Raw genomic sequence first — 17,370 nt, 5'->3', positions numbered from 1 at the left:
TTAAAGCTGGAGGACACGGCCATGACGATCAAGCTGACGGAGATCAACCCCGGTGAGTGCTACCGGATCCTTGAGAACGAGCGCTTCGGTCATCTCGCCTGCTGCAAGGATGGGCAGCCTTACGTGGCGGCGATCTATTTCGCCTTTTCCAGCGGGGTTGCCTATAGCTTCACCATGCCCGGCAAGAAGCTCGACTGGATGCGGGGAAACGACAAGGTCTGCCTTCACGTCGAGCAGCGTTCGAGCGCAGGCGGGTGGACGAGCGTCGTTGTCGAAGGCAGGTTCGAGGAGTTTCCTGACAGCGACGCGCGACGAAGCGAAAGGCTCCATGCATGGTCGCTTCTCCAAAAGTATTCGGACTGGTGGGAGATCGGCTCCATGAAGCCCCACGAGCTCCCCATGCTCGACGGCTCTCCTCACGTCTTCTACGGGATCGTCGTAACGGCCGTGTCGGGTCGAAGCGCAGTCAGGACGGAATGACCGACGATCCTCGCGCTGATTCCACATCCCGCAAACGGAGCACCACATGCCAATTCCCTCAGCCTGCATCGCAGCGAAACGCTCAACGCCGACCTCCCGCCCATTGTTAGCAAGCGGTTCCTGATCCAAGTCACTACGGATTTGACGGCGTCCGCCGCGCGACGGGGCTACGATACTGTGAATTCCTGGCTCGACTTGTCTGCAGCATCGACAACGGTGATGCGGTCGAGGTCCTTTCGGACGACGTTGAAAGCGAGCTGGAGCAGTATCCCAGGGAGGCGGCGCGGCTATGCGAGGCCGGGTCAAGAACGTTGTCGCACGCCGCCGAACTGTATTGTGACGCCGCCTCCTGTCAGGTTAGCGAGGCTGAAGCGAAGACTGTCGTGTGAAGCGCGGGGCTTACCGGGTCGTTCGCAAGACGAGCACGGAGCATGGGGCACGCTGCACGACATGGTCCACGACCGAGCCGAAGACTCGGTCGAGCACGTCGTCTCGGTGAGAGGCAATCACAACGAGATCGGCGGCGATCTCCTTCGCCATGGCGATGATGACCTGAGACGGGTTGCCCGCGCGGACGTGTATCAAAGCAGGAGTGTTGGTCGACCGCAAAGCTTCCGAAAGTCTGCTCTCGGCGGCGGCCATCACATCGACCGCCCAATCGTCCGGCGCGGCAGACAAAGGCAGACCCTCAACCGCGTGAATGAGGTGGAGGCTTCCGTTGGGCGCGAGCTGCGCGCGGGCCGTTTCGACGAGCTGTAGCATGCGTTGCCGGGATCCTCGGCCGATGGCGCAGACGATGGTGGCGAACATGTCAGTATATGTCCTTTCCAGATGGGCTGACGAACTCGGTCGTCAGCCCATCGTCATGCGCTTCCTTGAGAAGCCGATCGGCGCTCATGATGTCGAGACACATGGTGCCAGTGAAGGATTGCCGGAGCGCGCAGCAAAAATGGTCTCTCGCCCACGCCTCGCCTCGCGGCGTCACTGCTGTCACCTCCCAGCGATCCTCGTCTCGACGTCCGAGAACAAGGTCTGCGCACGTTCGCTCGACCGGAGGAATGGTCGTGGCTACGTCGGTTGCTGTCTTGCGTGCCTCTTCTTGTTCGCGCATGTCCGTCTCCTTTGGATGAGGTCGTGGCGCTGTGTCCACGAGCTTATCTGCTCTAAGACAATCGGTCTTTGACGAGTATCAATCCGGATGTTTGACCGGGATCAAGCCGGGGCCCGGTAGGTGGTGATACGACTATAGCGATGCCCATGCCGATGGAGGGAAACGTGAGGGCCATGGTACTGGAAGAGGTGGGGCAGCCGCTCCGTCTAGTGGAGCGGCCGGACCCGCCAGCGTCGCCCGGCCACGTCGTCGTCAAGGTGGAGGCCTGCGGCGTCTGCCGGACGGACCTTCACGTCTGCGACGGAGACCTCTCCCAGCCAAAGCTTCCCCTCGTTCCGGGGCATGAGATTGTGGGAACCGTGATCGCAGCGGGCGAGGGCGTTCCTCGTCGTCTTATCGGTCGAAAAGTCGGGGTACCCTGGCTGGGCCACACCTGCGGCCACTGCCCATATTGCCGACAGGGTCGCGAGAATCTTTGCGACGCCCCCGGCTTCACCGGTTACTCGATCGACGGCGGCTTCGCGACGCATGCGGTCGTCGAGGCGGGCTACGCGTTCGAATTGCCTAACGATACGGACTCGGTGGCGACCGCGCCTCTTCTCTGCGCTGGCCTCATCGGCTGGCGATCCTTGAAGATGGCGGGCGAGGGGAGGACGATCGGCATCTACGGGTTCGGCGCGGCCGCCCACATCCTCGTGCAGGTGTGCAAGCATCGGGGCCAGAGCGTCTATGCGTTCGTGCGTCCTGGAGACGAGGCTGGGCGGAAGTTCGCGCTTGATCTTGGCGCCGTCTGGGCCGGGTTCTCCGGTGAGAGGCCGCCGGTGCCCCTCGACGCCGCCATCATCTTCGCGCCGGCCGGCGAGCTCGTGCCGATGGCGCTCGACGTAGTGCGGAAGGGCGGAACGGTGGTCTGCGGCGGCATCCACATGTCAGACATCCCGAGCATGCCCTACCGTCTGCTCTGGGGCGAGCGGCGGGTCGTCTCGGTGGCGAACCTGACGCGGGGCGACGGGGCGGAATTCTTCTCGATCGCGAAGGCGGCCGAGGTCAGATGCGTGACCATCGTCTACGCGCTTGAACATGCAAACGAGGCTCTCGACGACCTGCGGGCAGGCCGCATCAACGGCGCAGCCATCATCGTGCCATAGCCGCCATCCGCGTTGACGAGGATCAATGCGGATCGATCGGGCAAAACGGAAGCTTCTTCGTCAAGACGTCCGTCGACAACCGGCGGCGCTTCCGCGAGGAGATCAGAGATGTCGCGTTCGTTGCTAGCCCTGGGGGCGCTCTTCATCGCAGGTGAGAGCCTGTTGTCGGCTCCAGCCGTTGCAAACAGCCTGTCGCTCGCGCCCATGCTCCAGCGTGTCGTGCCGAGCGTCGTCAGCATCTCGGTGCAGGGCAAGGAACTCGACGACGCGGATGCGACGCTCGCCGATCCCTTCTACAGAAAGTTTTTCGGACTACCTGACGACGCCGCGCCGGCAGAGAACGGCTTCCAATCGGCCGGCTCGGGTGTCGTCATCGACGAGGTCCACGGCTACATCGTCACCAACCAACATGTCATAGCAAGCGCCTCGAAAATCGAGGTGGCGCTCTCCGATGGCCGACGCTTCAAAGCGAAACTCGTCGGCGCCGATCCCGAGACGGATGTCGCCGTCGTTCAAATTCCACCCGATCATCTTGTTCATGCCGATTTTGGAAGCGCGTCCTCGCTCCATGTCGGCGACGTCGTCGTGGCAATCGGAAATCCCTTCGGCCTGGGCCAGACCGCCACTATGGGCATCGTCAGCGCGCTTGGACGCCGGGCCGTGGGATCGGAGGGGTACGAAGGATTCATTCAGACGGACGCTTCGACAAATCCCGGCAACTCGGGCGGCGCACTTGTAAACGAGGACGGCGTCGTCGTCGGGATCAACAGCGCGATCATCGGGCCGGCCGGCGGAAGCATCGGCATTGGTTTTGCAGTGCCCGCCGAGACCGTCGGCATCGTGATGCGGCAGCTCATCCTGACCGGCAAGCTGGTACGCGGCGAGGTGGGACTGGTCACGCAGGACCTGACGCCCGGTCTTGCAAAAGCGTTCGGCGTGGATGAAGGGCCGGGGGCGCTCGTCAGCGAAGTCCGGCCCGGTTCGCCGGCTGCGAATGCAGGAATTCAGCCGGGCGACGTCGTCCGAATGGTCGACGGAAGGACGGTGCGCGGCGCGTCCGACGTACGCAGGCTTGTGGGATCGCTACCATTGCAGTCCAAGCCATCCTTCCAGATCGATCGCGCCAGCCGAAGGATAGAGGTCTTTCCTGAGGTATCCGCCGCACCGGTCGCCGAACCGGCCGCTCCTCGTACCATCCATATCTCCCGTGGCCCTCTCGCCGACGTCGAGATGGCGAACTCCCCCGACGGTCTCGGCGCGCGCGTCGTCGTCGCGACGGAGGGCTCGGTCGCTGCACAGGCCGGCCTGCAGGCGGACGACGTTATCGTCGCTGTCGACCAGCAGCCGGTGACCGACGTCGGGCAACTTCTCGCAATTCTCTTGAAGGAGCATGCCCGCGCTCTCATCACCGTCGTGAGGAACGGCCACCGCCTCTTCGTGGCCACCGACGTGCAGACTCAGTAGCGAGTTCGCAGACGATGTTCGGTCCGCTGAGATCTCAAGGTCGCTCACCTGCTTGATGAAGATCAAAGACGGAATTCTACGGCGCTGGCACGATCGGCACGTCGCAAACCTGAAGGAGGTTGTCATGAACGACATTCAACTCAGACAGAACATTCTTGACGAAATGGAATTCGAGCCCAGCATCGACGCGGCTGATATCGGCGTCGCGGTCGACAGCGGGATTGTAACCCTGACGGGTCATGTGCGCACCTACGCGGAGAAGGAAGCCGCCGAGCGGGTGGTTCGTCGCGTCAAGGGCGTGCGCGGAATTGCTGCCGAAATTGAAGTGCGGATCTTCGGACCCAAGGAAACAGACGACGACGACATCGCCCGGCGAGCTGTCAAAATGCTCGACTGGAACGTTTCCGTGCCAAAGGATTCCGTGCAGGTGCGGGTTCTCACAGGGTGGGTGACCCTGCGGGGCGAGGTCGAGTGGCAATATCAAAAGAACGCGGCTTACGACGCAGTGCGCGATCTCGCCGGCGTGGTGGGGGTATCCAATCTCGTGGAGCTGAAGCCCCGCGTTACGGCCGTGGATGTCAAGAAGCGCATAGAGGATGCGTTTCAGCGCGACGCCGCTCTTGACGCCGATGCAATTAGGATCGATGTGAAAGGCAGAAAGGTTATCCTCTCAGGCAAGGTGAAGACCTGGTCGGAACGGCAGGCGGCGGAACGCGCTGCATGGTCCGCTCCGGGGATCAGCACTCTCGACGATCGGCTGACGGTCGGGTGATCGAATATCGTGAGCTGCTAGACATTAGCCGCTCCGCCTACATTCAGCAGCAAGGGCGCCGCTGAGCGCCCCTTGCATAGCCTCAAATTTCCGAGATCGACTTGCGCGCAAATCTCGTCTCCGAAATTCCGTGCCTGCCAATGCAGAGCCTCCGTCGCGAGTGCAGGGAAACCTTTGTTGTTCTTGGAGAACGGCCTTGGGCGGGGACGTAGGCCGCGGGATCTTCCGCGAAGACAGACATGCGCCTCGACGCCGTCCGCGCCGCGTTCATTTTTTTAAATTGAAATCCTGCAGTCGAGCAGAATCTCGATCATGCCTCGCGTCGAGCAGTAGCCTGAGACGAGCCGACATCTCCGAAGCCGTATACGGCTTCTTCAGCCAGCCGGCGCCCGCTTCGATCTCCTTCTCCGCAGCATGAGGCTCCGAAAAGCCCGACGTGAGAAGAATTTTCACCGTCGGCCAGCGCTCGCGTACCCTTCGGGCCAATTCGTCGCCGTTCATCCCAGGCATCGCAACATCGGTGAACAGAAGCGCTACGTCATGCGCCGCCTCCAGCTCCTTCAACGCGTCGATCCCGTTCGTAGCTTCGATCACTGAATAGCCAAGCGTCTCCAGACGGCCGACCGTCACTCTGCGAACTCTCGCGTCGTCCTCGACCACCAGGATGGTTTCCGTGCCTCGAGACGGAGCGTCCTCGGCCCGCTGTTCGCCGGGAAGGGAATCTTTTCCGGCGTCGGCGCGTGGAAGGAAGAGGCGTACCGTCGTCCCCTCGCCAGGTTCGCTATAGAGCTGCAAGTGTCCTGCGGATTGCTTGGCGAAACCGTAGACCATGCTGAGCCCAAGTCCCGTTCCCGAACCCGTCGGCTTTGTTGTGAAGAACGGTTCGAAAGCACGTTCCATCACCTCCGAGGTCATTCCAGTGCCCGTGTCTGTCACCGAAATGAGGACGTATTTGCCGGGGCGGATCGCCGGGTACATGCCGGCGTAGTCGGAGTCGATCTCGACGCCGGATATCTCGATCGCCAGGCGGCCGCCGGCAGGCATCGCGTCCCTGGCGTTGAGCGAAAGGTTGAGAAGCGCGCTCTGGCTGCGCCTTGTCCGCCATTGCGCTCAGCCGCCGTCCAGGAATGATCGTCCGGAGCTCGACGGAGTCGCCGAGCGTTCGCTGGACGAGGTCTGAAAACTCTCCAAGCAGGGCGCCGACGTCCAGCACCTTCGGTGCGAGAGCTTGCCGCCTTCCGAACGCCAGAAGCTGCGAGGTCAGTCTGGCGCCGTCGTCGGCCGCGGACTGCGCCTCGCGCAGCAGGGACAACTGCCCCGGCTCGGCCAGACGGGCCTCCAGCATTTCGAGGTTGCCGCTGATGACGGCGAGCAGATTGTTGAAGTCGTGGGCGAGCCCTCCGGTCAACTGGCCGACCGCCTCCATCTTCTGCGACTGCCGGAGCTCGGCTTCTATGCGGTGGCGGCTCGTGAGATCCCTTACGAAGCCCGTGAAGGTCCGCTTGCCGCCCACGATCGCCTCGCCGACCGAGAGCTCCATCGGAAAGGTGGTCCCGTTCTTTCTGAGACCGACGACCACGCGCCCATAGCCGATGATCCGGCGGCGCCCGGTCCGGATGTATGAATCCAAGTATCCGTCGTGCGCCTCCCGGTCGGGCGAGGGCATCAGCATGGAGACGTTCCGCCCGGTGGTCTCGTGCGCGGAGTAGCCGAAGAGTTTCTCCGCCGCAGCGCTGAAAGAAGCGATGACACCTCTGTCGTCTATGACGACCATTGCGTCTGGGACCGTATCAAGAATGGACTGGAGGTGAGCCTGTCGCTCCCGCAGTTCGTGCTCGACCTCCTGCATGAGTGTCACGTCGTTGTTGGACTGGACGATGAGCGTGTCAGGATCGCCAAGTTCGAGGAGGGTCCACCGTGTCACAATGGCCAGCCTGACACCGTCCTTCCGTCGGTGACCCACCTGACCGCTCCAAGATCCCTTGGTACGCACATTGGCTCGAATCTCCGCCACGTCTGCCGGAAATTGCGTATCCAGGAGCTCGTGCACCACCTTTCCTACAGCCTCCGTGGCGGACCATCCGTAGAGTTGCTCGCAGCCCGAGGTCCAGCGCTGGATGACGCCGTCCAAGCCGTGGACGATGAGGTTGGCCCCGTCGAATATGCGCACGATCCGGTCCAGGTCGGTTTCACTGGTAGCGTATTCCAGCATAGCGTGCTCCAGAGTCTGTCTCTTCGAACTCGTCGTCCGGGTCTTCGTCGGCGGCGCGGGCCAGTGACGACCGGCTGGCAACCTTGAACTGATGCTTGTCCGCAGGCAATAGTATGCCCTTGGCCACCAGCTTGGTAAGCGTCCTCGACACGGTCTCGATCGTCATGCCGAGATGGTCGGCGATGTCAGCGCGCACCATTGGCAGACTGATCGTCCGGCCGTCCCGCCCCTCGTTCCGCTCCAGCTGATGAAGAAGGAAGGTGCAGACACGCTGCTCGGCGTTCTTATGCGACAGCAGGAGCATGTGGTCCTGTGCCGCCGAGATTTCGTCGCGAAGTTGCGACAGAAGCTGAAGCCGGAAATCAGGCACGAGTTGCAGTTCCTCTTCCAGCGTCCGCTTGTTCATCCGGGTGAAGGCCACGTCATCGATGGCCTCGCCTGCAAACATGTAGCGGTTGCGAAATGACAAGCCGACCAGGTCGCCCGCGCCAAGGAAACCGATGATGAGGCGGCGGCCGTCGGGAAGGAACCGGCATATGCGGACGTTCCCGCGGACGATGCGAAACACATGGCGGGCGGCGTCGCCCTCGAAGAAGATCGTGGTTCCCGACTGGGCAGTCTCGACGGTCTGGCGCATGAACAGGGGCGAGAAGTCGATCATTCCATGCGCCCGCAGCCGTTCGAGTGAATGGATGTTTGATACCGCTTGCATGTCGTGGCCTCCATCTGCCGTTGCTTGGCCTGGATTTGACCGAACCCTGATGACACCGGAATGCGAGAAGCGTAAGACTTGGTGCGATTGTGTAACAATCCGTAACAAGCGAAGAATGCCGGAATGACGAGCGGAACTCTCAGGCGGACCCGCATACTTGTCGTGGACGACGATGTCCGGATTCAGAGAATGCTTGCGCAGTACCTCGGCGAGGAGGGATTCGACGTCGACGTGGCAGGCAGCAGCTCACAGATGCGCGCGAGAATGGCGGGCGCGAAATTCGACGCCGTCCTGCTCGACGTCGTCCTGCCGGGAGACTGCGACGGACTCCAACTCGCAAGGGAAATCCGTTCAGGTTCGGACGTCCCCATCATCATGCTGTCCGGCCGCGACGATGTGATGGACCGCGTCGTCGGTCTGGAGGTCGGCGCGGACGACTATATTGGCAAGCCATTCCATCTCCGGGAGGTGCTCGCCCGCGTGAGGACGGTTCTGCGAAGACGAACAGTTTCAACCGAACCCGCACCCCCGGAAGAAGGCGTGCTCCGTTTCGCGGGATGGCGGCTTGACGTAGAACGGAGAGCGGTGACCAACCCGGCCGGGGACGAAGTGGCGATGTCGACGGGGGAGTTCGACATGCTGCATGTATTCGCCACCCATGCCGGGCGCGTCATGACCCGTGACATACTGATGGACTTGACGCACAAGCGTGGCCGCGACGGCTTCGACCGAACTATCGACGCGCTGATCGTGAGGCTGCGGCGCAAGATAGAGACGGATCCGGCCAATCCTAGCCTGATTAAGTCCGTCCGCGGCGTCGGATATCTCTTTACAGCAAGGCCGGAGACGGCTTCTGGTCGATCCTGAACATCAGGCCATGATCCCACCGGCGAAATCGGTCTTCGCTTTCCATCTCTGAGAAATCACCTGGAAACTGCGCCCAGAACCGCATGTAGTCGCATCCCGCCGATCGCCTTCGCAGCGAGGTGAACAGGAGGTCCGTGATGGTCACGTCGTCAATGACGCTCGCCACCGCGAAGATCGGCACGTCCATCAATCGTCCGGCGATCGGATGCGTGCCGATCCGGTAGACGGCCAGCCCACGCACATAACCTGCCGGATCCTTTAACGAGACGAGCGTCCACCGATCGGGGCTCGCCACCACTCGCGCCCAATCGTCGGCAGAAAAGCACGGAGCCGCCACCTGAATCAGGCTGTAGGCGATCAGCGCATCGTCCAAGTGGAGCAGGTGGACGCAATATCCCGATGTCATGGCGGCTTTCCTCCTCGATCGAGAGGAAATCTTCGCATGGTCCGGCAGTTAGGACCTTGTCCCAGGTCAATCCTCAGTTTGGGAAACTCGAATGACAAAAGCCAGGGTGATTTGATGGTGATCAAAGACTGAGATTGCAATGGACTGTTCTATGTACGCGTCGCCGCCTGTGAACGACGGCATTCTTGAGAGAAGGAGAATGACAATGGCAGACTCTTCAACGAAACTTTCCGTTAAGACCGAAGCAAGGCCGGCGGCCCCCGCCGACCGCTGGTGGCCCCTCGACAGCCTCCGGTCCGAGATCGACCGCGTGTTCAACGACTTCGGGAGCCCGTCGATTTTCGACCGGGCCTTCAGCAGGATGCCGGCCGCGTTCTCGCGCGGCATGCTCGCCGTCGATCTCGTTGAATCCGACAAAGCCTTCGAGCTGTCGGCCGAGCTTCCAGGCGTCGACGCCAAGGATCTTGACATCACGCTCGCCGACGGTGTGCTCACCATCAAGGGCGAGAAGAACGAGGCCAAGGAAGAGAAGGAAAAGGACTATTACCTCTCCGAACGGCGCTACGGGTCGTTCCACCGAAGCCTGGAATTGCCGCGCGGCGTGGACAGCGAGAAGATCGAGGCAAAGTTCTCCAACGGCGTTCTCAAGGTGACGCTGCCGAAGACACCCGAGCGGCAGCAAAACAGCAAGAAGATCACGGTGAAGGCGGCCTGACGGTCAACCCTCCGCTACGCCGAGGGGGTGGCGCGTACGGTGGGGCGCGGAGAGGGAGGGGCGGGCCCCTCCCTCTTTTTCAGTTGATGCGGATGTGGTTCTCGACGGCGGCAACGCCTGGTACGGACCAGGCCGTCCGCTCGGCGACGCCGCGCTCGTGCCAGGCGCGCACGCCCCCTTCGAGAACGACCTTGTCGTCCTGAACCTTGACCGTGATCCCTCCAGCGTCGACTTCGGCACTCCGTTTCAGGGCGTCCTCGATCCGACGGCGGACGTCCGGCACCGTCGGGCACGGCCGTATCGTCAGCAGATTGATGACGCCGACCACGCCGCCGAGCTTCCTGACGGCATGTTCGGCGGCAGTCCTCTGAAACCGCCAGCGCACTTCGCCCGACAACGTGACCCAGCCGCTCTCGACCTTTACATGCACCGATCCCTCCGGGAGCGCCGTGTTCCAGGCGATGATGTCGATCGCCCGCGATGCTATCTGGTCGTCCGCATGCTGCTTGTGACCGACGCGCCGCACCTCGATCTCTACAGCCACCGCCCGGACGCCCTTCATCCGCGCCGCGACGTCTTCCGCTGTCAGCTTTTCCGCGTAGGTCGACACATGACCGGAGAGGGTCGCAATGCCATCTTCCACCGAGACCCCGATATGGGCGGCGTCGATGCTGGGTTCGAACGCCAGCTCGTCGAGTATGCCCTGTTGGATTGCCAAGTCCGTCATTTTTACCTCCTGTTGGGTTCCGAAGCGCGTTGGCCTCGTGGGGTATGATGCGCCATCCAAAATTATTGGCTTTGCGCTTGGTCAATCGAACCTGGCGGTGGCCTGCATCACCCCCAAATTGCGGATCAGGCGAACCGCGAACGGGTCTTTGACCTTCGTCAACGTGGTTTCGTCCGGAGTGCCTTAAAGTACCCGACAACACATAGGAGCTGTCATGGCCAATCCGATCCTTCACTTCCATGGCGCCGCTGGGTCGGTGACCGGATCGTGCTTCCTTTTAGAGAGCGGTGACACACGCATTCTCATCGACTGTGGAATGTTCCAGGGCTCGAAGTCGGAGAAGGAACTCAACTACAAACCATTTCCCTTCGAGCCGTCGCGGATCGACGCCGTGCTACTCACACACGCGCACATCGACCACTCGGGGCTGCTTCCGAAGCTTGCGAACGCGGGATATGCCGGGCCAATCTTTGCAACGGCAGCAACCATCGACCTTTGCACGATCATGCTGCAGGATTCGGGTCACATCCAGGAGTCGGAGGTCCGGCAGCTCAATCGAAGGAATCGGAGAAGGGCGCGAGAGACGGTGGAGCCCGTCTATACCGCCGACGACGCCTGCAGAATGCTGCCGCAGTTCATTGCCGTCGAGTACGGTGAGTGGCGGGAGACCGTTGGCGGCGTGAAGTTCCGTTATTGGAATGCTGGACACCTGATGGGTTCCGCATCGATCGAAGTCGAGGCGCCAGGCGCCGACGGGGCGACAAGATCTTTGTTCTCCGGCGACGTCGGCGCGAGCAACAAATTGTTCGAAAACCTCCCTCGGGCACCTTCAGATGTCGATTACCTCATCTGCGAAAGCACATACGGAGACCGTGAAAGGGAAGAATACGCTCTGAAAGATCGACGGGACCGGCTGCGCGAAGTAGTCGCGACTTCGAACAGCCCCAGCGGGGTTCTTCTGATTCCCTCCTTCGCCGTCGAGAGGACGCAGGAGGTGCTGACTGACCTCGTGGCCCTCATGGACGAAGGAGAGGTGCCACGGTGCCCTATCATGATAGACTCGCCGCTCGCGTCGAGAGCGACCGAGGCATTCAAGAAGCATGCGGCGGACCTCGGTCACGGCAAGGCGTTCCTTCGCGCGCTTAACGCTCAAAACGTGCGCTTCACGGAGACTGCCGAGCAGTCGAAGGCGCTCGATCTCGTCCGGGGCTTTCACATCATCATTGCGGCAAGCGGAATGTGCGAGGCAGGGCGGATTCGCCACCGCCTGAAGAACTGGCTCTGGCGGCCGGAGTGCACTGTGCTGTTCGTCGGGTTCCAGGCGGCGGGGACGCTTGGCCGTATCCTGCAGGAGGGCGCTACCGATATCCGCATCCAGGGCGAGGAGATTCACGTCTGCGCCAGGATGGCCACGCTCGACGCCTACAGCGGACACGCGGATGCAAGCGAACTGGATGCGTGGGTTGCCGAGCGGGAGCCGATCCGGAACGCAGTCTTCCTTGTCCATGGAGAGGAGCGCGCTCGTGAAGCGATGTCCGCGCGTCTCTCGAAGCAAGTTTCGGCAAAGGTCGTCTGCCCGTCGCTGGATGATGCCTACGAGCTTTCACCGGCGGGTGCACGCCTCATCGAAGACACGAGGCCCGCACGTATCAAGCCGGTCGTGCCCGGCAAGCCAGACTGGAACAACGACTATCAGCGGTTCGTTCTGGACCTGTCCGATCGTCTGAAATCCGTCGCCGACGAGAAGGGTCGCGCGGTCGTGCTGCGCAGGCTTCGACGCGCACTGGACCCGGACGAAGTTTCGGCTGCCGAAGGGAGGAGAGACGGCAATGTTGATCATGGATCGTGACTGCAAGCGCGGCGGAGAACGCTTCGCGATACCGACCCAGGGTGAGGTGCAAGGCAAGCTTACCGTCCTGGAGGTCGTCGCTATAACCTGCCTGAGGGAGGTTCTCGCTTCGAAGAATGCCTTTGCGGTCGCTGCGTTAAAGAAGAAGGTCTTGCGGGCCATGAAGGAGCAGTGCGCGCCGTTCGGTCTGTCGTCGGAAGACGAGACGTCCGTCCTCGAGTACGCATGCGAGTTCTTCGAAGAGGCAAGCAAGGAGGCAGCCAGGCAAGGCGCAACGAAGGCGGCTGCGAAGTCTGCTGGGACGGCACGCTCCAGGGCTTCGGGCCATGGATAGGGTTGCCGTCACTTTCAACGCCGGGTCCTCCAGCCTCAAGGTCGGCGTCTTCAGCCTGAAGGACGGTCGAGCACTCCGGCTGGGAGGTGGTATTGCCACGCTCGGGGACCAGCCAAGGTTCACCTTGCGATTTTCTGGCGGGGACGAGGCTGTCGATCTTCCGTCCAGTACAGAGATCGACGCGCGGCTGGTATTGCAGGTCGTCGATTGCATTGTCCGCAGAGGATTCGACCCCGTGGTGGCCGGCCATCGAATCGTCCACGGCGGACAGGTCTTCGATGGCCCCGTTCTTCTGGAGCCAGACGTCGTCCTCAGAATGGAACACCTGACGCATCTCGCGCCGGTGCACCTTCCTCCGGCGCTTGCGATCGTTCGCGCCGTCCGGAGTGCATATCCGGACATACCGCAGACTGCGTCGTTCGATACCGCATTCCATTCGTCGCAGAGCAGTCTTGCCGCGCGGCTCGCCATTCCCAGAGAGCTGCACGACGCCGGGGTCCGCAGATACGGCTTCCACGGACTTTCCTATAAGTACGTCGCCGGCGAGCTCAGGAAACACGATCCAGACCTGGCCGCCGGCCGTATCATCTGCGCGCATCTTGGAAGCGACGCGAGCCTTTGCGGAATGGTCGACGGCGTGAGCATAGACACCAGCATGGGCTTCTCCCCGCTGGGCGGAGTTCCGATGTCGACCCGGCCGGGGTCGCTCGATCCCGGCGCTGTCGTCCACCTTCTGCGCAACAATTTCCACGACGCAGACAGCCTCGAGGATTTCCTTCACCACCGTTGCGGGCTACTCGGCGTCTCCGGGAAAAGCGGTGACGTCCGGGTCCTGCTGGAGGACTTCAATCCGGCGTCCAGGGAAGCCCTCGACCTCTTCTGCTTCAGGATCGCCGGCGAGATAGGAAGGCTTGCCGTCTCTCTAGGCGGGGTGGACGCCGTCGTCTTCACCGCCGGCGTCGGCGAGCATCAATCGGAAATACGCAGTGGCGTCGCGCACCATCTGGGTTGGCTGGGTCTCTCGTTGAGCGAGCCCGCGAACAAGATGAATGCTACCGTAATCAGCGCGAGGGAAAGCGAAATCGTCGCCCTTGTCATTCCGACCAACGAGGAACAAGTCATCGCCGAAGAAGCGATCGCAGTCATCAGCCGGCACAGGCTTTAAGGGTCGAACATGTTTGAACATAGCAGCCCACCGCCGACCGAGCGCGAACTCGAACTCATCGACCGCCAACTTCTGCGCGAGCTGCATCGGCCGGAACAAATCAAGCCCCGCCTTCTCGGACATTGGGAACGACGCCCGGCCTCAACTTCATCTACGCCCATCTCAACCGCGTCACCACCCGCTCTAGCGTGACCGCGGCGAGAAGAATGATAGAGGGGATCATGCTGCAGCCCTCAACGAGAGGCAGCTAAGCGTGAAGCCCGGTCCCATCGCCGTCAGGACGGTTCTCCTGGGTAGTCCGTGCGCAAGAAGCTTCTCGAGTACGAACAGCGCGGTTGGCGACGACATGTTCCCATAATCCGAGAGAACCTCACGTTCCTTGTCGAGGGTTCCCTGGCTCAGTTTGAGTGCCGCTTCCAAGGCGGTGATGACCTTGGATCCGCCGGGGTGGCACGCAAACCGGTCAACGTCGTCAGGAGTGAGATCTGATCGGGCGAGTATGGATGTTACGCCCTTCAGCACGTGAGTTTCGGCGAACGGCGGTATCGCACGGTCGAAGATCACGCCCAGACCTTCCGGATCGACGCTCCACCCCATGATGTCCAGCGTGTCGGGCCACGTATGCTGGCCTGCAAATTCGATCTCGGCCAGACCGGCCTCGCTGGCACGGACTACGCAGGCGGCGGCCCCGTCGCCGAAGAGGGCGGTCGCCACGATGTTCGCCTTCGTAAGCTTGTCCATGCGAAATGCCAATGTGCAGGTCTCGACCGCGACCACCAGCACGACCGAGCCTGGCCGGGATGCCGCCAGCCGTGACGCGATTGAAAGTCCGGAGACTCCGCCGGCACAGCCGAGGCCGAACACGGGCACCCGTTCGACGTCGTCCCGGAAACCCAGCTCTCTGCTTACCCTCGCTTCCAGACTGGGTGTCGCAATACCAGTCGAGGAGACCGTTACGATCGTGTCGACGTCGCCTGCTGTAAGGCCCGCCGACGCCAGAGCTTTGCTGGCGGCGGACATGAACATCGCACACGCGCCCTCGATATGAGCAAGGTTCCGTTCGGGCCATCCCGACGTCTCGAGATACCAATCGATCGGCCGGACGCCATAGCGGCGTTGAATCCCCGAGGTTTCGAACACCCTTGCCAGCTTTTCGAAATCGTCAAATCGTGATGAGAACGCGGTGTGCGACGCTCGCGCCGCGTCACGCTGCTCGATGACATGTGGCGGAACTGCGGTACCGACGGATACCAGCTTGACGGAATGCTGCATAAGACTCCTTGCGACGGCGCGGAAAGACTTTGGTGTGCCGCGCGAGGACGAGAACGAACCATAACGTCTTGATCCTGCAAAAGGTTGCAATGCCGGCGAGCCTGATGCCGCACTTCGTCGGAAGGCTCCGGAGACGACGATGCGCGAAGACGGCCTCCCGCGGCTTCGTGTCAGGCTTGATCCACGTCAATGCGCTCAACGCGTGTTGGCTCCGTAATTGTTTGATCAACAAGGAGACAGTGCGATGCTTGCTAGAGACATCATGACGACCCCCGTGACGACGCTCGACGAGGGACACAACATCAAGGAAGCCGTCGAGATCGTCAACGCCAGCAAGATCGGCGCGGTGCCCGTCGTCGATGGCGAAGGGCGGCTCACGGGCATCGTCACCGAGGGAGACCTGCTGCGCCGGGTGGCGTCGTCTTGGGCGAGACGGGCGGTACCGCATACGCGCGACCGCGAAGATGCACTGGCGGACTATGTGAAGGCCCGAAGCTGGCGCGTCAAGGACGTGATGTCGACGCCTGTCATCAGCGCCGCTCCGACCGCCACCGCGAGCCAGCTCGCCGAACTCCTGCAGGCCCACGACATCAAACACCTGCCCGTCGTCGAGAACGGCAGGCTCGCCGGAATGATCAGCCGTCGCGACTTGATGCGAGCGCTTCTCGATGTTCCACGGCAGTGCACCGCTTCCGGCGACGAGGCCCTCGGGATCGCGGTTCGTAGCCGCCTGAACGCCGAGCTTGAAATAACGCCCCCCATGGTCGCTGCGACCGTCTCCAACGGGGTGGTCACCCTGAAGGGAGAGGTCGAGACGGAGCTGGAACGCTCAGCGGCCAGGGTGGCGGCGGAAAGCGTCCGCGGCGTCGGCGGCGTGGTGAACAAGATCACCCTGGCTTCCGCATGGTGAGCCACCTCGAACGATGAAATCGTGCCTGGAGTTTCCGTCATGTTTGTCAGGGTCATCGCAGACGCCGTCATGTCGAGGCTTCTCCTCGTCATCCTGATCCTCATGGTCGGGACGGTCGTGGGCGTCCTGCTGGTGAAACCATCCGACGACTCTCGAAGCGGGCGCGTCGAGCGCTCTCTTTCTGACCCGTGAGTGCGCAATGAACATTTGGCGCTCCAGGACTGAATTGCTTGGCCGCTTCTCGCAAAGGACCGGAAGTGCGACGGATTCGATGCCCTCCGACCTGTTCGGTTTCATCTGGTTGATGGGAAGGCGTCATCAGGCGTTGATCGCCGGGTTGTCCCTGGTTCTGTTTGCTATCGGCGCGGCGCCTCTCGAACTCCAGCGTCGGATCGTCAACGAGGCGACCCAGCGAGCTTCGTACGGGTCGCTTCTCTTTCTCGTTTCGCTCTATCTCGCGGTGGCAGTGGTGGAGGGCGCCATTAAATTCACCCTCAATCTCTACAGAAGCTGGGTGGGCGAGAGGGGCACGCTCTGGCTGCGGGCGCGTGTTCTGCATCAGGCCGAGACGCCGCCATCAGAATCCATGCTCGAGGGCGTCGAACTGTCGATTGTTCTTGCGGAAGCCGAGCCGGTCGGCGGTTTCGTTGGAACCAGCATCTCCGAGCCGCTGCTGCAGGTCGGCATCCTTGTCACCGTCTGCAGCTACCTGATCTATCTCCAGCCGCTGATGATGCTGGCCGTCGCAGCGACCTTTGCCCCGCAGATTGCCTTCGTCCCAATGATGCAGGCCGCGATCAACCGCCGGGTCGAGGCGAAGGTCGCCATCATGCGCGACGTCAGCGAAGGCATGGTGCATGCGATCGAAGGTGGCCAGGGAGAGGATCCTCAAACTTCGCGCATCGGAGCGATCTTCTCCGCCAACATGGGGATCTGCCGATACAAGTACGCCATGAACTTTCTCATGAATCTCATGGCGCAATTGGGCTACGTTGGCATTTTCGTCCTGGGGGGATACTACGTTGTCACCGGCAAGACCGAGATAGGGACCGTGGTCGCATTTGTCTCGGGACTGGCGAAGATCGTCGACCCTTGGGGGGCTATCGTGGACTGGTATCGTGACCTCAGGGTAACCCAGGTGAAGTACCGACTAATCAGGGACGCCGCGAAGTTCGATGGCGGTGGCAACCACGAAATACGAAATATAAGTGCATTTTGAGATTCCG

18 protein-coding genes and 1 pseudogene are annotated in these 17,370 nt (G+C 61.9%); 12 read left to right on the top strand and 7 right to left on the bottom strand.

Annotated features, from left to right (window positions below; translation table 11 throughout):
• The first annotated feature begins 21 nt into the window (after positions 1–21).
• Complete coding sequence (locus FHX03_RS12430; protein WP_165503982.1) at positions 22–480, top strand: pyridoxamine 5'-phosphate oxidase family protein; 459 nt, start codon at positions 22–24, stop codon at positions 478–480.
• Positions 481–879: 399 nt separating this feature from the next.
• Here the strand turns inward: FHX03_RS12430 and FHX03_RS12425 are convergent, their stop codons facing one another.
• Together FHX03_RS12425 and FHX03_RS12420 are read right to left on the bottom strand one after the other, a co-directional pair.
• Positions 880–1,290, bottom strand: coding sequence for a universal stress protein (locus FHX03_RS12425; protein WP_183853871.1), 411 nt, complete (start codon positions 1,288–1,290; stop codon positions 880–882).
• Between the two features lies 1 nt (position 1,291).
• On the bottom strand, positions 1,292–1,591 hold the full coding sequence (locus tag FHX03_RS12420) for a hypothetical protein (protein WP_183853869.1): 300 nt from the start codon (positions 1,589–1,591) through the stop codon (positions 1,292–1,294).
• A 164-nt stretch (positions 1,592–1,755) separates the two neighbouring features.
• Here FHX03_RS12420 and FHX03_RS12415 point away from each other — a divergent pair, with 164 nt between their 5' ends.
• The 3 genes from FHX03_RS12415 (at position 1,756) to FHX03_RS12405 (ending at position 4,975) form a co-directional block, all read left to right on the top strand.
• Complete coding sequence (locus tag FHX03_RS12415) at positions 1,756–2,739, top strand: zinc-dependent alcohol dehydrogenase family protein (RefSeq protein ID WP_183853868.1); 984 nt, start codon at positions 1,756–1,758, stop codon at positions 2,737–2,739.
• A 108-nt stretch (positions 2,740–2,847) separates the two neighbouring features.
• Positions 2,848–4,203 carry a trypsin-like peptidase domain-containing protein gene (locus tag FHX03_RS12410; protein ID WP_183853866.1) on the top strand — a complete coding sequence of 452 codons (1,356 nt, stop codon included), beginning with the start codon at positions 2,848–2,850 and terminating at the stop codon, positions 4,201–4,203.
• A 124-nt stretch (positions 4,204–4,327) separates the two neighbouring features.
• Positions 4,328–4,975, top strand: coding sequence for a BON domain-containing protein (locus FHX03_RS12405; RefSeq protein WP_097625451.1), 648 nt, complete (start codon positions 4,328–4,330; stop codon positions 4,973–4,975).
• 267 nt (positions 4,976–5,242) lie between these two features.
• Here the strand turns inward: FHX03_RS12405 and FHX03_RS12400 are convergent.
• Both FHX03_RS12400 and FHX03_RS12395 read right to left on the bottom strand, forming a co-directional pair.
• Positions 5,243–7,187, bottom strand: a pseudogene (locus tag FHX03_RS12400) (PAS domain S-box protein).
• Entirely contained in the window at positions 7,165–7,848 is a 684-nt protein-coding gene (locus tag FHX03_RS12395) for a helix-turn-helix domain-containing protein (protein WP_246699228.1), read from the bottom strand. The pseudogene FHX03_RS12400 and the gene FHX03_RS12395 overlap by 23 nt, the downstream one beginning before the upstream one ends.
• A gap of 174 nt (positions 7,849–8,022) precedes the next feature.
• Here FHX03_RS12395 and FHX03_RS12390 point away from each other — a divergent pair, with 174 nt between their 5' ends.
• Entirely contained in the window at positions 8,023–8,766 is a 744-nt protein-coding gene (locus FHX03_RS12390) for a response regulator (protein ID WP_097625196.1), read from the top strand.
• Here the strand turns inward: FHX03_RS12390 and FHX03_RS12385 are convergent.
• The gene (locus tag FHX03_RS12385; RefSeq protein WP_183853862.1) at positions 8,729–9,172 is read right to left on the bottom strand and encodes a hypothetical protein; all 444 of its coding nucleotides are present in this window, start codon (positions 9,170–9,172) and stop codon (positions 8,729–8,731) included. The two genes, FHX03_RS12390 and FHX03_RS12385, sit on opposite strands and share 38 nt — an antisense overlap.
• 205 nt (positions 9,173–9,377) lie before the next feature.
• Here FHX03_RS12385 and FHX03_RS12380 point away from each other — a divergent pair, with 205 nt between their 5' ends.
• The gene (locus FHX03_RS12380) at positions 9,378–9,887 is read left to right on the top strand and encodes an Hsp20/alpha crystallin family protein (protein WP_165503981.1); all 510 of its coding nucleotides are present in this window, start codon (positions 9,378–9,380) and stop codon (positions 9,885–9,887) included.
• Positions 9,888–9,966: 79 nt separating this feature from the next.
• Here the strand turns inward: FHX03_RS12380 and FHX03_RS12375 are convergent, their stop codons facing one another.
• Complete coding sequence (locus tag FHX03_RS12375; protein ID WP_183853860.1) at positions 9,967–10,614, bottom strand: BON domain-containing protein; 648 nt, start codon at positions 10,612–10,614, stop codon at positions 9,967–9,969.
• A 214-nt stretch (positions 10,615–10,828) separates the two neighbouring features.
• On the opposite strand from FHX03_RS12375, the gene FHX03_RS12370 reads away from it, so the two are divergent.
• The 3 genes from FHX03_RS12370 to FHX03_RS12360 are packed head-to-tail and all read left to right on the top strand — an operon-like array spanning position 10,829 to position 13,962.
• Positions 10,829–12,463 carry an MBL fold metallo-hydrolase gene (locus FHX03_RS12370; RefSeq protein WP_183853859.1) on the top strand — a complete coding sequence of 545 codons (1,635 nt, stop codon included), beginning with the start codon at positions 10,829–10,831 and terminating at the stop codon, positions 12,461–12,463.
• A complete protein-coding gene (locus tag FHX03_RS12365; RefSeq protein WP_183853857.1) occupies positions 12,444–12,797 on the top strand; it encodes a hypothetical protein in 354 nt (117 codons plus the stop codon). Before FHX03_RS12370 ends, FHX03_RS12365 begins: the two co-directional genes overlap by 20 nt.
• Positions 12,790–13,962: an acetate/propionate family kinase gene (locus FHX03_RS12360; RefSeq protein ID WP_097625202.1), complete on the top strand. Its 1,173-nt coding sequence runs from the start codon at positions 12,790–12,792 to the stop codon at positions 13,960–13,962. The genes FHX03_RS12365 and FHX03_RS12360 overlap by 8 nt, the downstream gene beginning before the upstream one ends.
• 219 nt (positions 13,963–14,181) lie before the next feature.
• Here FHX03_RS12360 and FHX03_RS12355 read toward each other — a convergent pair whose 3' ends face one another.
• Entirely contained in the window at positions 14,182–15,234 is a 1,053-nt protein-coding gene (locus FHX03_RS12355) for a type III polyketide synthase (RefSeq protein WP_183853855.1), read from the bottom strand.
• Positions 15,235–15,478: 244 nt separating this feature from the next.
• Here FHX03_RS12355 and FHX03_RS12350 point away from each other — a divergent pair, with 244 nt between their 5' ends.
• The 3 genes from FHX03_RS12350 to FHX03_RS12340 are packed head-to-tail and all read left to right on the top strand — an operon-like array spanning position 15,479 to position 17,363.
• Positions 15,479–16,144: a CBS domain-containing protein gene (locus tag FHX03_RS12350; RefSeq protein ID WP_183777772.1), complete on the top strand. Its 666-nt coding sequence runs from the start codon at positions 15,479–15,481 to the stop codon at positions 16,142–16,144.
• A 39-nt stretch (positions 16,145–16,183) separates the two neighbouring features.
• Entirely contained in the window at positions 16,184–16,336 is a 153-nt protein-coding gene (locus tag FHX03_RS12345) for a hypothetical protein (protein WP_018073256.1), read from the top strand.
• A gap of 7 nt (positions 16,337–16,343) precedes the next feature.
• Positions 16,344–17,363 (top strand): ABC transporter ATP-binding protein, encoded by a 1,020-nt coding sequence (locus FHX03_RS12340; protein WP_375166049.1) that lies wholly within the window; start codon positions 16,344–16,346, stop codon positions 17,361–17,363.
• Positions 17,364–17,370 lie beyond the last annotated feature (7 nt).

Origin of the sequence: Rhizobium sp. BK456 (assembly GCF_014194045.1) — a bacterium.
GTDB lineage: Bacteria > Pseudomonadota > Alphaproteobacteria > Rhizobiales > Rhizobiaceae > Rhizobium > Rhizobium redzepovicii.
Note: the sequence above shows the minus strand (reverse complement) of the source record. Positions and strands in the feature narration are given on the sequence as shown.